The sequence below is a fragment of the Parabacteroides sp. 20_3 genome (assembly GCF_964238835.1).
Taxonomy (GTDB): Bacteria; Bacteroidota; Bacteroidia; order Bacteroidales; family Tannerellaceae; genus Parabacteroides; species Parabacteroides distasonis.
Map to the genome: position 1 here is coordinate 848,346 of NZ_CAXSNO010000001.1, position 16,272 is coordinate 864,617.

General features: G+C 50.5%; 13 protein-coding genes. All 13 read left to right on the forward strand.

The features are described from left to right. Positions 1-26 precede the first annotated feature (26 nt). Positions 27-926 (forward strand): DUF4373 domain-containing protein, encoded by a 900-nt coding sequence (locus ACESPU_RS03585; RefSeq protein WP_057327317.1) that lies wholly within the window; start codon positions 27-29, stop codon positions 924-926. Then, entirely contained in the window at positions 907-1,593 is a 687-nt protein-coding gene (locus tag ACESPU_RS03590) for a hypothetical protein (RefSeq protein WP_261385559.1), read from the forward strand. The genes ACESPU_RS03585 and ACESPU_RS03590 overlap by 20 nt, the downstream gene beginning before the upstream one ends. 671 nt (positions 1,594-2,264) lie before the next feature. Next, positions 2,265-2,492: a hypothetical protein gene (locus ACESPU_RS03595; protein ID WP_008771680.1), complete on the forward strand. Its 228-nt coding sequence runs from the start codon at positions 2,265-2,267 to the stop codon at positions 2,490-2,492. 201 nt (positions 2,493-2,693) lie between these two features. Then, the gene (locus ACESPU_RS03600) at positions 2,694-3,545 is read left to right on the forward strand and encodes a DUF3298 and DUF4163 domain-containing protein (protein ID WP_005855566.1); all 852 of its coding nucleotides are present in this window, start codon (positions 2,694-2,696) and stop codon (positions 3,543-3,545) included. A gap of 13 nt (positions 3,546-3,558) precedes the next feature. Then, the gene (gene rsmG / locus ACESPU_RS03605) at positions 3,559-4,251 is read left to right on the forward strand and encodes a 16S rRNA (guanine(527)-N(7))-methyltransferase RsmG (RefSeq protein WP_182438203.1); all 693 of its coding nucleotides are present in this window, start codon (positions 3,559-3,561) and stop codon (positions 4,249-4,251) included. Then, on the forward strand, positions 4,248-4,886 hold the full coding sequence (locus ACESPU_RS03610) for an MBL fold metallo-hydrolase (protein ID WP_044545423.1): 639 nt from the start codon (positions 4,248-4,250) through the stop codon (positions 4,884-4,886). The genes rsmG and ACESPU_RS03610 overlap by 4 nt, the downstream gene beginning before the upstream one ends. Before the next feature lie 12 nt (positions 4,887-4,898). Further along, entirely contained in the window at positions 4,899-7,751 is a 2,853-nt protein-coding gene (gcvP, locus tag ACESPU_RS03615) for an aminomethyl-transferring glycine dehydrogenase (RefSeq protein WP_373133135.1), read from the forward strand. After that, positions 7,748-8,857, forward strand: coding sequence for a hypothetical protein (locus ACESPU_RS03620; RefSeq protein WP_259009347.1), 1,110 nt, complete (start codon positions 7,748-7,750; stop codon positions 8,855-8,857). The genes gcvP and ACESPU_RS03620 overlap by 4 nt, the downstream gene beginning before the upstream one ends. Positions 8,858-8,968: 111 nt before the next feature. Next, positions 8,969-10,354: an MFS transporter gene (locus ACESPU_RS03625; RefSeq protein WP_048927746.1), complete on the forward strand. Its 1,386-nt coding sequence runs from the start codon at positions 8,969-8,971 to the stop codon at positions 10,352-10,354. Between the two features lie 168 nt (positions 10,355-10,522). Then, a complete protein-coding gene (locus ACESPU_RS03630; protein WP_195473631.1) occupies positions 10,523-11,503 on the forward strand; it encodes a site-specific integrase in 981 nt (326 codons plus the stop codon). Positions 11,504-12,122: 619 nt separating this feature from the next. Continuing rightward, complete coding sequence (locus ACESPU_RS03635) at positions 12,123-12,716, forward strand: DUF3575 domain-containing protein (RefSeq protein WP_044545715.1); 594 nt, start codon at positions 12,123-12,125, stop codon at positions 12,714-12,716. Positions 12,717-12,729: 13 nt separating this feature from the next. Then, positions 12,730-14,151 carry a DUF3868 domain-containing protein gene (locus tag ACESPU_RS03640; RefSeq protein ID WP_373133136.1) on the forward strand — a complete coding sequence of 474 codons (1,422 nt, stop codon included), beginning with the start codon at positions 12,730-12,732 and terminating at the stop codon, positions 14,149-14,151. A gap of 88 nt (positions 14,152-14,239) precedes the next feature. After that, a complete protein-coding gene (locus ACESPU_RS03645; RefSeq protein ID WP_258919702.1) occupies positions 14,240-16,186 on the forward strand; it encodes an Mfa1 family fimbria major subunit in 1,947 nt (648 codons plus the stop codon). Positions 16,187-16,272: the final 86 nt, after the last annotated feature.

Below are 16,272 nucleotides of genomic sequence, written 5' to 3' on the forward strand. Positions count from 1 at the left end.
TTTCAATCATCAATTTTCAATTAACCATGGCACGACCTATTAAAAAGGGGCTGGATTATTTCCCGCTCAATACCGATTTCATGAATAATCGCACGATACGCCGCTTGAAGAGGAAAGGCGGCTTCAAGGCAATCGTCCTCTATATGGATTTATTATGCGACATTTACGCCAATAGTTATTTTATAGAAATAACCGACAACTATATATTCGATCTTTCGGATCAACTCGGGCTCGAAGAAAAAGACATCCGGAGCATGATCGGGATAATGATAGAACTCGGATTATTCCACGAGAGATCTTTTGACAAAAGCCATATCCTAACCTCCGAGACCATACAAGAGCAATATGCCTTTTCAAAGAGTAAAAGACCAGATAATAAAGCTGTTATTGAGTTGTATAAGATAGTTAACGATGTAAAAACCGAGGTTTTCGCAGACGAAACCCCGCAAAATGACACGAAAAGTGCATATAGTATAGTAAAGGAAAGGAAAGAAAACATTACTACTACTTCTTCTCCCGCACGCACGTACGCACGGGAAGAGATCCTCCGCTCTTATCGAGACGAACTATCCAACGATGAGGATTGGCGGGCCGCTATCGTCCGTATGAGCGGCAAAGGTCCCGCCGTATTGGACCTGTTACCGGGCGTGATGGAACTTTTCGAGAGTCACATCGTCTCTACCGGCGACATGGGAACGCTCCGCACCAAGAACGATTACGCCCGTCGTTTCACCTCTTGGTGGAGATGCCTCGATTACCAACCCGAGGCAGACATAATCAATCGTCCCGCACCAATCGCCCCGGCCGGAAACAAACGGCCCGCCGCCCCCTCACGCATAGAAGAAGCCATGAAAGCGAGCGAACGAGCGGCACAAATAGCATTGAACATCTTACAAGCCGACGGACATGACAGGTCTAGAGCTTAGGCTACGGGAATCCTTGTCCTCGGAACGGATCGAGGACATATCAATCGAACAACTCACGCAATCCGTCTCCCAGTTGATCGCACAGACGTACATCATGGTCGGCTACCAGACGTACAACGAGCGGGATATCGGGATATTGGCGGCCAAGTTATCGTCCGACCTCCGGGAATCATACGCCTACCTCACCTTCCCCGAGGTATCGCTTTGCTTCGAGCTAGGGGCGAAAGGCACGTTCGGAGACTACACGGGCGTGAACCTCCGCACCTTCTCACGTTGGCTGAAAGCCTACAAGACGAGCGACCTGCGCTATCACGCCGTCGTGGAACGGGAACGGGATCGGCGGCTAAACGCTCTCCCGCCCGTCAGCGAGGCTTACAAGGAAGAGCGTGAGCTTGCCTTTCTCCGCAAGGTATTCCAGCAATACAAGGCCGGTTACCCGCTGGAACGCCTTTATCCCGCCCGTGTCTACCAGTCCTTGCAAGAGCGGGGATTGATACACGATACCCCCGAGGAGAAACGCCACGCCATGAGCCTCTTCGCCCATTGGAGACCACCGGGTCACCTGCCCATCAGCGAGGACTATCGGCTGACGATGGTGCGACAGCAAGCCATGGCGTGGTTGCTGCGGAGGTATTTCGATGGGCTGATAGCTAAAGAGAAAGCATAAGAACGAGTAGTATACACTTGCATATCTGTTAATAATTCGCCAATAAAAACATTGATTTACAAAATATATAGTTATATTTGCATCGTCATGTGGCTATAGCGTTAGCCGAAAAGCATGGCGACATATTATGTATTAGAGCATCGAGTGTTATTCTAGGCATTGTCAAACATCCCTAAAAGCAAAGTCAACTAGAATAACAAACTTCATGCTCACGCTGTTGTATTATCTCAAATATACAATAATGGCGTGAGCTGTCGTTTGTTATAGTTGACAAAGGTATGGGGATACCTGACAAGCCTATAACAATATAACGGCAGCTTCACGCTTTTTTTTTGTGTCTGCCCATAAAAACTCTATTTCTCCAATAATTATACATTTGGCCTATAATTAATCGAATTTAACAACATGGCTTTTCAGAGGAAAAGCTTGGTTATTTAGTTAAATAAAGAAAAGAGCTATCTCGTTCGTGAGAATATAGGTAGCTCACTATTGTTTAACCTTTTTAATGCGTTCACATCCTATTGATGGTAGACTTGTGCCAATAGGCTATAGTTAAATTTTATCATCATTACCCATAATTTCCTTCAAACTATAATGGTATGATAAAAACTAATTGTACATTTAGGGCAATCCTATTTTAGTTGTTAACTAATTAAAACTGATTCAGAAACATGAGAACTTCTTTATTTATATTTTTCATGGTCATTTTTATTGGTTGTAGTGAAAATGACATTATCGATGAAGGGGAAAAACCAGAAGATCCTCAAGCCGAAATAGAGGTTTATTATGACCAAGAAAGTACAAGCTCAAGAAAACCTGATGCAGGCGCAAAAGTGTATTTGTATTATAACATTAATATAACGACAGCGTTTGGTGGCCTTGCATCTTATGAAGGATAAGGCTAGGTATGCCCCTAGGTGATATAAAATGGGAACTATTCTTCTCACGCAAGAGAACACCCGGAAAGTATCGGACAAATAGACAACTCAACCCGAAAACCACCGAGGAAAGATTGTCCTCTTATTAAACTTCATCGTGCAATTTGATTATACAATTTAATAACGTACATTCGCGTACAAATAAATTAAATCTGTAGTCCGATGAGAACGCATTTACGCGAAAGCATGCTAGCGCTTCTTTTGATAGGTATCTTAGCCACGGGTTGCGATACCGGAACGAAGAAGGCTTCCGAAAACAGTATCACGTTTGATTCTATCAGCGTGGAAAAGACTTACCATTTGTTAGATAATCCGGATAATCCCAATTGCAATCTAGAGATCAAGTTCGTTTATCCCCGGAAATATTCGGATAAAGAGGTTCTTAAGAATCTACAGAGACAGTTCGTCTCCTCTTATTTCGGCGAGAATTATGAGCAATTATCCCCCGAGGAGGCGGTACGGAAATATACCGACGACTATCTGGCCGCTTATAAGGATCTGGAAGAGGATTACAAGGCTGAGGTGGCGAAATCCGACGAGACACCGGTGGGCTCTTGGTTCTCTTACTATGAGATGTCGTCGGATGATATCGCCTTCAACCAAGACGATATCATCAGCTATACGGTAAGCTTCGAGAACTATACGGGCGGAGCGCACGGCGCGCATTCCTACAATAACCATGTAGTGAACCTCAAGACCGGTAAGCCGATCACCGAGGAGGAGATATTCGTGGACAACTATCAAGACAATCTGGCGCGAATATTGGTAGATCAGATCGCCAAGCAAAACAACGTATCCGACGCCAAGGAACTGGAAAATATCGGTTTCTTTAGCGTGGACGAGATCTTCCCGAACGGGAACTTCCTCGTAGACGAGACGGGTATCACCTATTCTTTCAACGAATATGAGATAGCGGCATACGTGGTAGGCGTCACGAACGTCCATCTCCCTTACAAGGAAATCCGCTATTTGCTGCGGGATGACAGCCCGATAAGTCAGTTAATTGAAAATTGAGAATTGAAAATTAATGATAGATAAACCTATAAACAGATGTCCTATGGAACAAAATACAGAGAAATTTTCAATTCTCAATTCTCAATTCTCAATTCTCACATCTTATTTCCCCGATCTCACCGACCGGCAAAAAGAGCAATACGCCGCCCTATATGACCTATATACGGATTGGAACGCCAAGATCAACGTGATCTCACGGAAGGATATCGAGAACCTATATCCGCATCACGTGCTTCACTCGCTGGGTATCACCGATATGCTGCGTTTCAAGCCGGGTTCCTCGGTGATGGATCTGGGTACGGGAGGCGGTTTTCCCGGCATCCCCTTGGCGATCTTATTCCCGGAGACCCATTTCCATCTGGTAGACAGCATCGGGAAAAAAATCAAGGTGGGACAAGCCGTGGCCGAGGCGATCGGGCTGGAGAACGTATCCTTCCGCCATTGCCGGGGCGAGGAGGAAAAGCAGCTTTTCGATTTCGTGGTAAGCCGTGCCGTGATGCCTCTGGCGGATCTGGTAAAGCTCGTCCGCAAGAATATAAAGAAAGAACAGATCAACGCGTTGCCCAACGGATTGATTTGCCTGAAAGGTGGAGAGCTGGCGCACGAGATATTGCCTTTCCGGAACCAAGCGATAAGCATGGATCTGAAAGACCATTTTAAAGAAGAGTTTTTTGAAACTAAAAAAGTAGTGTACGTACCCTTATGATTACGATAAAATCTTTCGAAGTAAACTATTTCTCCGAGAATACTTACTTGCTATACGATGATACCAAGGAGGCGGTCCTTATCGATTGCGGCTGCCTGCGCAAAGAGGAACAAAAAGAAGTAAGCGACTTTATCGCCCAGAACGGGCTGACGCTGAAACGTTACCTTTGTACGCACCTCCATCTGGATCACATATTCGGTAACGAATTCATCCATGACACCTACGGATTGAGCCCGGAAGCCCATAAAGCGGACGTGGAGGGCCTTCCCTCTCCCGAGGAGCAAGCCAAGGCATTCGGCCTGCCGATGAAGGCGAAAAGCATCCCGGTAGGGAAATATCTGGTAAACGGGGAAATCATAAAGTTCGGGAAATCCGAGCTGGCGGTATTGAGCGTTCCCGGCCATTCGCCCGGAGGCTTGGCTTTCTATAACAAGAAGAACGGTTTCGTGATCGTAGGAGACTCCTTGTTCGCCGGAAGCATCGGCCGTACTGATCTATGGGGAGGCAACCAAGATGTACTGCTTGCCGCTATCAAGGACAAATTACTGTCGTTGCCGGACGAGACCGTGGTATACCCCGGCCATGGCCCCGAGACACGAATCATTGATGAGAAATTAAATAATCCTTATTTATAAAATACTAGAATTATGGACACAAATAAGTTTGTAAACCGCCACGTGGGCATCTCAGCGGAAGATATTCCCGCTATGTTGGAGACGATTGGCGTGAAGTCTTTGGACGAGTTGATCGATCAGACCATTCCGGCCAACATCCGTTTGAAAGAGCCGTTGAACCTCCCGGAGGCCATGACGGAACGTGAGTTCGCCGAGCATATCGCCGAGCTGGCCTCCAAGAACGAGGTATTCACCTCTTATATCGGTATGGGTTGGTACGACACGGTTTGCCCGGCCCCGATCCAACGTAACGTATTCGAGAACCCGGTTTGGTACACCTCCTATACTCCGTATCAGGCGGAAGTATCCCAAGGACGCTTGGAGGCGTTGCTGAACTTCCAGACTGTTATCAGTGAATTGACAGGATTACCTTTGACAAACTGCTCGCTACTCGATGAGGCGACCGCGGCAGCCGAGGCGGTTACCATGTTCCATGGTTCACGTAGCCGTGCGCAGGTGAAAGCGGAAGCGAATACGGTATTCATCGACGAGAATGTGTTCGCCTCTACGCTGGCCGTCATCCACACCCGCATGATCCCGCAGGGCATCCAGGTGGTAGTGGGCGATTATAAGAAATTCGAGTTCACGCCGGATGTGTTCGCCGCCATCGTACAGTTCCCGAACGCGGATGGTTCGATCGAGGACTATAAGGAATTCGTAGCCCGTGCGGGCGCCGCCGGAGCCAAGGTAGGCGTAGCCGCCGACTTGATGAGCTTGGTATTGCTGACTCCTCCGGGAGAATGGGGAGCGGATGTCGTATTCGGTAGCAGCCAGCGCTTCGGTATCCCGATGTTCTACGGGGGTCCTTCCGCCGCTTTCTTCGCTACGAAGGACGATTATAAACGTACGATCCCGGGACGTATCATCGGTATCTCCAAGGACGCTTACGGCCATCCGGCTTATCGCTTGGCCTTGCAGACCCGCGAGCAACATATCAAACGTGAGAAGGCTACGTCCAATATCTGTACGGCTCAGGCGTTGTTGGCTACCATGGCCGGCTTCTACGCCGTATATCATGGAGCGGAGGGGTTGCGTAACATCGCCGGACGGATTCATTCCACGGCCGGATTCTTGGCCAAGGAGTTGGAGAAACTGGGATATACGCAATTAAACAAGGATTATTTCGATACCTTGAAGATACAGCTTCCCGCGCACGTGTCGGTGAACGCGCTGCGTGAGATCGCCTTGGAGTGCAAGGTGAACTTGCGTTATTTCGAGGCCGGACAAGTGGGCGTCAGCATAGACGAGACGACATTGCCTACGGACATAGGCGTATTACTATACATCTTCGCCGGTGCCGCCGGTAAAGACTATATGCTGGACGAGTCTATCCCCGCCCAGACTTATTTCGACGCTAAATTCGCCCGTACCTCCGATTTCTTGCGGCAAGACGTATTCAAGAAATATCATACGGAGACCGAGTTGATGCGTTACATCACCCGTTTGGGACGAAAGGATGTTTCCTTGGCTCAATCCATGATCTCGCTGGGATCTTGCACGATGAAGCTGAACCCGGCCTCCTCCATGCTGCCGCTCAGCCGTCCGGAATTCATGAATATCCACCCATACGCTCCGGAGGAGCAAGTGGAGGGCTATACGGAGCTGATCGAGAACCTGTCTTCTTACTTATGCACGATCACGGGCTTCAAGGGCTGTACGTTGCAACCGAACTCCGGCGCCGCCGGCGAGTACACGGGTCTTCGTGTGATCCGTGCTTATCAGGAAAGCATCGGCCAAGGCCATCGTGATATCGTTTTGCTTCCGGCTTCCGCCCACGGAACCAACCCGGCCAGCGCTATCCAATGCGGGTATAAGACCGTAACCGTTAAATGCGACGAGAATGGTAATATCGATCTGGAAGATTTCCGCGCGAAAGCCGAGGAGAACAAGGAGCGTCTGGCTGCCAGCATGATTACCTATCCGTCTACGCATGGTATCTTCGAGGTGGACATCAAGGAGATGTGCGACATCGTTCACGCTTGCGGAGGACAGCTTTATATGGATGGCGCCAACATGAACGCGCAGGTTGGATTGACAAATCCGGGTACGATCGGCGCCGATGTATGTCACTTGAACCTGCATAAGACCTTCTCTTCTCCTCACGGAGGTGGTGGTCCCGGCGTAGGCCCGATCTGCGTGGCCGAGCATCTGGTTCCGTTCTTGCCGCAGCATCCGGTGCTTTGGGGCAGCGACTTGAATACGGTATCCGCGGCTCCTTATGGTAGCGCCGGTATCCTGCCGATCACGTACGCTTACATCCGCTTGCTGGGTACGGAAGGTCTTGAGACGGTGACGAAGACGGCCATCTTGAACGCCAATTACTTGGCCGCTAAGTTCAAGGATACGTACGGTATCGTTTATACCGGGGCGACAGGCCGTGTAGGTCATGAGTTGATCTTGGAATGCCGCACGGTAAAAGAGCGTTCGGGCATCGACGAGGGCGATATCGCCAAGCGTTTGATGGACTTCGGCTACCACGCTCCTACCCTATCTTTCCCGGTACACGGCACCTTGATGGTAGAGCCGACCGAGAGCGAGAGCAAGGCCGAGCTGGATCGTTTCGTAGAGGTAATGGAATGTATCTGGAGCGAGATCAAGGAGGTGGAGGAAGGCAAGGCTTCGAAGGAGGACAACGTCTTGAAGAACGCCCCGCATCCGGAATACGAGGTGACCGCCGACGAGTGGAAACACGCATATCCCCGCACGAAGGCTGCCTTCCCGCTGGAATGGTTGCACGACAGCAAGTTTTGGATTAACGTAGCCCGTGTAGATAACGCTTATGGCGATCGTAACTTAATACCGACTTTATGCGCTTGCGAGATATGAAGAAGCTCTTTATCGCTTTGGCGGCCGTCACTCTGACGGCTTGCGTCAAGGCTCCCGAGAAAACAGTCAAGGTCTACGCATGGCAAGGCGAAGGTGGGAATACCACCGAGCAAACCTTACAGGCGGACTTTAGTAAATGGCATGCCCACGGAGTAGACGGGATGTGCTACAACGCCGGCCATGACACGGAGAAAATTCAGCGTGCCGCCAAAGCGGCCCATGCCAATGGCATGGAATATCACGCATGGATTCCCGCCATGTTGCAACATGGATTGGACTCCACCCTCTACGCCGTGAACCGGAAAGGCGAGTCGGCCTATTCCGTACAGGCGTATGTGCCTTATTACAAATGCCTGTGCCCGAACCAAGAAGGTACGGCGGAGTTCTTGCTGAATCTGTATGGCAAGGTAGCCGATATCCCGGAGGTGGATTATATCCATCTGGATTATATCCGTTACGTGGATGTCATCTTAGCCCGCGGACTTTGGGAAAAATACGGCTTGGTGATGGACGAGGAATATCCTACGGCGGACTATTGTTACTGTGACAAATGCGTGGCCGATTTCAAGGCCGCTACCGGTATCGACATCAAATCCGTAGAGGATCCTTCCAAATGCGCAGAATGGGCGCAGTTCCGTTGCGACTTGATCACGAAATTGGTAAACCGCATCGCCGACGAGGTTCACGGCAAAGGCAAGAAAGTGAGCGCCGCCGTATTCCCGGGGCCGGACTCTCACGCCAAGTGGATGGTTCGTCAAGAATGGAATAAATGGAATATCGACGCTTTCTTCCCGATGAATTATAACGATTTCTATCTGGAGGACGCTTCTTGGCTGGCTCCGATCGTGAAAGAGGAAGTAGCCTCCGTGCAAGGCAAGAAGCCGGTTTATAGCGGTTTGTTCATCTGCGAGGATTGGCAGAACAAGGCGAATATCAAGGACCCGGAAGGCCACGGACTGATCCCGTCCGAGATCGAGGAGGCCGTAAGAGGCTCCATGGAAAACGGAGCGGCTGGCGTGGCGTTGTTTACGCCGGGCAACATGACGGATGAGCATTGGAAAGCTTTCGATAAGGCGATCCACCAACCGTATACCGTAAAGCCCTAATTCGTAATTACTATACGATAAAACAAAGACGAGGAGGCGCAGCTCTTCATTTTCTCACCTGCGCCTCCTCTTTTACTTATCCATCTAATCTATCTTACTAATAAAAATATCATGACAACTAAGAAACAAGAGAAAATCAAGTTCAGTAAAGCATTCTGGGTAGCGAACACCGTCGAGTTGTTCGAGCGAGCCGCTTATTATGGCGTATTTATCGTCATCACCCTTTATCTTAGCCGCATCTTAGGCTTTAACGACATTCAGGCCGCCAGTATCGCCGGTATCTTTTCCGCTTGTCTGTATCTGCTGCCCACGTTCGCCGGAGCGTTGGCCGATAAGATCGGTTTCCGCAACTCGATGCTACTGGCTTTCACTTTGTTAACTTGTGGTTATCTAGGACTGGCAGTTTACCCTACTTGGCTTCAATCCGCCGGACTTGTTGAATACAGCACGACGACTACCTTTACGGGATTGCTGGAGAGCAATCTTCAGTACGGCATTATCCCTATCATGGCCTTGATCGTATGCGGCGGGGCTTTTATCAAGAGCGTTATCTCCGGCACGGTCGCTAAAGAGACCACGCCGGAAACCCGGGCGAAGGGTTTCTCTATCTTCTATGCGATGGTAAATATCGGGGCTTTCTCCGGAAAGACCATCGTGAAGCCGCTTCGCGAGGCGTTGGGTAACGAGGGGTTGATCACCCTGAATTATTTCTCGGCCAGCATGACGTTCCTTGCCTTGCTAGCCATCTGGTTCTTCTACAAAAGCGCCCAGCACTCGGGCGAGGGCAAGACGTTCGGGCAGATTTGGAACGCCTTGATCAAAGTTTGCAGTAATGGCCGGCTGATTACCTTAATCATCATTATCACCGGATTCTGGATGGTGCAACACCAGCTGTATGCCACGATGCCTAAATATGTGCTTCGTTTGGCCGGTGAGGGGGCCTCTCCTTCTTGGTACGCCAACGTAAACCCTTTAGTCGTAGTTCTGACAGTCAATCTAGTAACGCAGATGATGCGGAAGCGGACAGCGCTTACTTCCATGACGGTCGGTATGTTCATCATGCCGATATCCGCTCTTTGCATGGCATCCGGAAATATGCTAGACGGAAATACGAATATACTCGGCATGCACCCTGTTGCCTTCATGATGGTGGTAGGCATCGTGTTCCAAGGCTTGGCCGAGACATTCATATCGCCTCGCTTCCTCGAGTATTTCTCTTTGCAAGCTCCCAAGGGAGAGGAAGGTCTTTATCTTGGATTCAGCCATTTGCATTCCTTCTTATCCTCTATCTTTGGGTTTGGATTATCCGGATTCCTTTTGAGTAAATACTGTCCGGAACCTACCCTCTTCGCCTCTCATGAGGAATGGCTGACGGCTAGCGCAAATGCCCATTATATCTGGTATTATTTCGGAGCGATCGCTTTAGTCTCGGCTTTTGCCTTGATTATTTATGGCAAGGTGGTAGAACGCCTAGACGCAAAACAGGTACGAGGCTGATATCGTCTTAATAAACATACATATCTTCGTAAGAACTTGGTTTGTACCCGAGAGTAGTACAAACCAAGTTTTTTTCATATTTTAGTTTCTCTTTGGAAAACCATGAATGTCTTTAAAACACGACATAGGGTCAGTATGTTTTCATGTAATTAATTAAGGAGAGAAGCTATGGGACAATCCAAACAAAAGAACAAAAGCACGGCTCTTTTATTCATCGAGTACGTCAAGATACGTGCTCATAGCAAGAGGGAGCAGGGAAAGCTGAGTACCGCGGAACTATATGAGGTGGCGGGACGACATTTCGAGCGTTTCTTGGGGAAGAGCGTTTGCCGTATCAAAGATGTGACGGCGACACAGATCGCCGATTTCCACTGTTTCTTGCAGAAACTGGGGTTAAAGACCAACTCGGTCAATAGTTATATGAGTAGCCTGAGGGCGATCTACAACGCCGCCTTGTCCGAAGGGCTGGTGACCGTACGGGAGAACCCTTTCGCACGCTTACGCTTGAAAAGGGAAGAGACCGCCAAACGGGCCATCCCCTCCGAAGCCATCCGGGAGATAGCGGCACAGGACTTACGGGAGCGACCGGACCTTGAGCGGGCCGCTGACCTGTCGATTTTCAGTTTTATGGCCTTCGGCATGCCTTTCGTGGACATCGTGAACTTGAGAAAGGAAAATATCCGAGGCGGCGAGATCGTGTACAACCGCCGCAAGACAGGCACGCAGATCCGGATCGAAATCACCTCCGGCATGAAGGCCCTGATCCGGAAATACAGGAATGACACGCCTTTCATCTTCGACTTGGGGCTGACATCTCCGGATCACACCAATAATCAAGAATACAAACGGTTATTGAGCCGGCAGAACCGGGCCTTGAGGGAAATCGGCGAGCGGCTGGGGCTGAAGATCAAGCTCACCTCTTACGTCATGCGTCACACATGGGCCTCGGAGGCCTTGGCGCACCACGTCCCGGTTGCCGTGATTAGCCAAGCGATGGGGCATTCGTCCGAGAAGACCACCCGATGCTATCTCAGCTCGCTCGACCAGTCGGAACTGAACAAGGCGAATAAACAAATAACGAGATTCTTGAATAATCTGCTGAGGAAGGGATACGAGACTTATTTACGAAATAAGTCAAAACCGGATTAACAGCCCTATAATGAGTTGTTTGCGATTCAACAAGAAGCGACAAGGCAACTCTGTTATAGAACAACACGACAAAGTACGGTTTTATATATTAGAAAAACAAGCTTTTTTCTAATCTTTTTTAGCAAACAACCTTTTTCTCCCGAAAAGAGAAGTTCTGCATAAGGAATATTCACGTTTTTTTCCTTGATATAAGCCTTTTAGGCGCTTTTACCAAAAGGAGGGCAAAGGCTGTCCTTACCATCGTGCCTTTACGTTTTATTAACAAGCTCTTCTCACGCCTTTTGCCAGTCAAAAGAACTCCGTACACGAGGATGTATAAGAAAACCACGGTCGTTTACCGTTTTTTCGCTCCAATAACGAAACCGTTCGGCGATAGATCTATCTGCCGTAAACCTTATTTCGTAAATAAGGATCGTTATCACTATACAGGAAGAACCATATATCAAGCCCTTAGTGATGGATGAGAGACTGGAAGAACCAATGGAAACGCGAAGGCTTTTCCTGAAAATAGAGAGAGTGACTGGCCGTTAGGAAAAAACCGACCCAACTTCTGTATCCGGTAAGAACTACGACCCGTTCATAAGATGATTATTTACTTAATTCAATGAATACAATGAAAATGAAAAGGCTTTTCACGTTAATGGTATTTCTCTGCGCAGCGTTCCTCTCGCAAGCGCAGACTTCGCCGGGCGATGACAAGGGCGCCGTGGCGGCCATCAAGACCAATCTCCCGTACTGGGGAGTGGGCGGTACCTTCAACCTCGGCGCCGAGTTCCGGCTGGCACGGCACTGGACGCTGGACCTGGAGGCGGGACTCAACCCCTTCGACGGGAAGAACGACGACGGATCTTACGACCGTACGATGAAACACTTCCGGGCGCACCCCGAGTTGCGCTATTGGTTCTGCGAGTCATTCCAAGGGCATTTCCTAGGGCTTCACGTACCCTTTATCGCCTATAACTTCGCCGACCTGAAGGTTCTCGACCTCGAGAACGAGCGTCGCCAAGGCTGGGGAACAGGCGTAGGCGTCAGCTACGGATACCAATGGCTCCTGCACGAGCACTGGAACTTGGAGGCCACGCTCGGCGTAGGATACCTCTACCTCAATTACGACAAGTTCCCTTGCAAGAATTGCGGCAACAAGTCGGAAGACAACAAGAAGCACTACTTCGGCCCTACGCAGGCGGCCGTCAGCTTGATCTACTTATTCTAAAACACGCGAACTGATGAAAAGACGATTCTTACCCATAGCTCTGCTGCTGGCCGGATCCTTGGCGGCGGCGGATGCGTACGCGCAGGAGAACACGTTGCGCGTAGAGAAAAAACTCATCGAACGGTCCGGTGACTACCTGCTAGTAGACCTCACCCTCAACCTGAGCGACCTAGAGATCCGCTCCAACCGATCCGTTACCTACACGCCGGTCATCCAGCGGGGCGACAGCTTGAGAAGACTGCCCGCGCTGATCGTGAACGGGCGTAAGCGCCAGATCCTATACGAGCGCACGGGGCGCGACACCGCCACCGACGGGGAGTTCGCCGTGCGCCGCAAGAACGGTACCGAGCAACGCTTCGACTATCACGCCCGCGTGCCTTACGCCCGCTGGATGGACGGTTCCGAGATGGCCTTGGTGATCGACGAGTGCGGTTGCGGATGGGAGGCTCTCAAGAATGACCGGAGCACGCTCTTCCCGATCCAGCTGGATCAGGCCCCTCGCCCACTCATGGCCTACGTGGCGCCTCCGGTGGAGGTGAAGAACCGGGCGAAGGAGGGTAGCGCGTTCCTCGACTTCCCCGTGAACCGCACGGAGATCTGCCCGGACTACCGCCAGAACTCGCGCGAGCTGGCGGCGATCCAAGAGATCATAGAGTCCGTACGCGGCGATAAATACGCCACCATCACCGGTATCAGCATAAAAGGATATGCCTCTCCCGAAGGCTCATACGCCAATAACGAACGTCTGGCCAAGGGCCGCTCCGAAGCTTTGCTGGCATACGTGAGAGAGCGGTACGGCCTAGACGGCGTGGACACCGAGGCGAGCTACGAGGCGGAGGACTGGCAAGGGCTGGAGGACTGCGTGGAACGCTCCTCGATGCCCGCCAGGGAGGCCCTGCTTGACGTGATCCGGGACGCCTCCATCGACGACCCGGATCGTCGCGAGGAGAGGCTGAGGGGCGTCGACGGGGGCGAGCCTTACCGTTACCTGCTAAAGGAGATCTACCCCGCCTTGCGCCACTCGGACTATAAGGTGAGCTACACCATCCGGCCGATCAGCGTGGAGGAGGCGAAGAAATTGATTTACAACGACCTGAAACAGCTGAGCCTCGATGAGATGTTCCGTGTGGCGCAGACCTACGAGACGGGAAGCGCCGAGTTCAAGGAGGTGTTCGAGATTGCCGTGCGCATGTATCCGGACGACCCCGTGTCGAACCTCAACGCTGCCAACTCCGCCCTGCTGAACGGCGACAGCGCCGCGGCGCGCCGCTACCTAGCGAAGGCGCAAGAGGGACCGGAGCGTAGGCTGGCCGAGGGCGTAGCCTCTTGGCTGGAGGGCGATACCGACCGGGCGGCCACCATCTTCCGTGCACTGACGAACGACGTGCGGGTGGGCGAGCAGGCCCGGGCCAATCTGGAACAGGTGGAGGATTGACCCGCTGCCCCGCAGCAGATGTCTTCCGAGGTCTGCCGCGGTCGTCGGAGACTATTACATACTAACTTTAATTAAACAATAAAACAACATGAGACTGAAAAGTACATTATGGGCACTCGCCTTCGCTTGCGCGGCGGTGTCTTGTTCGGACGATCTGGAGAACGGGCCGAACGTAAACAACAACAATGGGGAAATGGGTGAGGCCGACGCCTATCTTAAGGTCGTGGTCAACTCTGACATAGCGACAAAAGCCGCCGACTCAGAGGAAGAGCCCGGATCGCGTGACGAGTACGAGGTAAAAGATGTCACGATCATCCTCTTCAATAATGGTGAAAGCACTGACTACGGCTTCGGGGCGGACAGCCAGATCAAAGGCGTGGGTTTCGCGCAAGTCGGTCAAATGGAAGGAAGCGGTACGGATAACCATTCCTTCATGGCACAGATAGAAGTACCGGTCTCCGATCCGGGATCCACGTTGGCTGGTAACACATACGGCGTGATAGCCGTTACGAACCTGGGCGGAAGCAAAGATGTCCCGAACGATTTGTATAAAGCGATCAAGGACCAAACGAGTGGCACAAAAATCACAAAGGGATCAGAATTGGCCGACTATATCATCAAATACGAACAGTATAATAACCAGACCAATGGCTTTGTCATGTCCACCCATGCCATGGAATGGCCGAAAGAATCAGGCGAGGAGAGCAAGGTTACGTTCAATGAAAACCCCACCGACGAGAACCACGCGCCTACCGTAAACGTATATGTAGAACGCTTGGCCGCCAAGATCCGTATCAAGGAGGATCAGGACAAAGGAGCAAACTTCTTCTACACAATCACTTCACAAGAGACCCCGAGCAATACAATCGCCAAGGTCGCCTTGCGACAGGCCGCTATCGTGAACCAGTTGAACAGCGGATCTTATTTGTTGAAACGTGTATCAAACACGATCAACGGCGAGGGGGATATTACCGCGGGTGAACAAACCTACTTAGGCCCAGAGGTTTGGAGTATGGACAATGGAACAAAGGTAGTTACAGCGAACTATGTAATAGACCCATGGTTCTTTAAGAAAAACGCCAGCGCCGATTTACCAACAGCAACCGCCCAATTGAGCTACAGCAACCCATACAGAGTGGGTGAGCAAGGTACAATGAACAATATCGGTGCTATATGGGATTCATATTCAAAAAAAACTAGCTTGCCTGGCGAAGCTAACGATAACGGAGCCATACGCTTGGCGTACGTAATGGAGAACACGACCAAGGTCGGTACCTCATTGCAAGGCTACGCGACGGGAGCGGTGTTCAAGGCAACCTATTACCCGGCACAAATGAGTGAGGTTGATGAGACAGGTAGCATTACCCCGAAACCTGTCACGTATGGCGAAACAGCTTTTAAAGATATTGACAACACTACTGCCGGTAAAACATTCTATCGCTATGAGGGAAAGATCTTTAAGGACGATGACGCTATTTTCGCTTATTACCTGAATGAACACGGGCATTTTGATGCGGATGGCGAACATGCAAACTGCAACTACACCGATTTTATCGGTGATAAGTTCTCCAAACTTAATATCGCAGACTTCCATGAGCATTTCTACACGGACGAAGAAGCGAAACATGATCCGTTTGGTTATCTAGATTACTTGCATAAAGAATCAAAGAAAAATCCTAATGCAACAACATTCGGTGAGATAACAGGCGTAAACGACTTCACGGCTTACATGGAAAGTAAACCCGATGCTACGACTTATAACGACGTAGACGAATTCATAAATGGGGAATGTTACTATACTTATTGGATCAAGCATCAAGACAACAAGAACTCACATCTGATCGCCCCCATGGAGTATAGCATCGTCCGCAACAACATCTATGATTTGCAGATAAGTGGTGTCAGCGGCCTGGGCTTCGCTCGTAGCATGGTTCCGGATCCCAAAGATCCGACCGAGGATAGCAACCAGTTGCTGAACGTCGTTCTTCACGTGAAGAACTGGACGGTTCGCCCCAACAGCGACATCATCCTCTAACGACCCCTTCCTCCCCCTCCGGCCCTCCGCCGGAAGGGAGGAACCCTATATGCCACCGGGGAAATCCCCGCTTCCTACATACATGA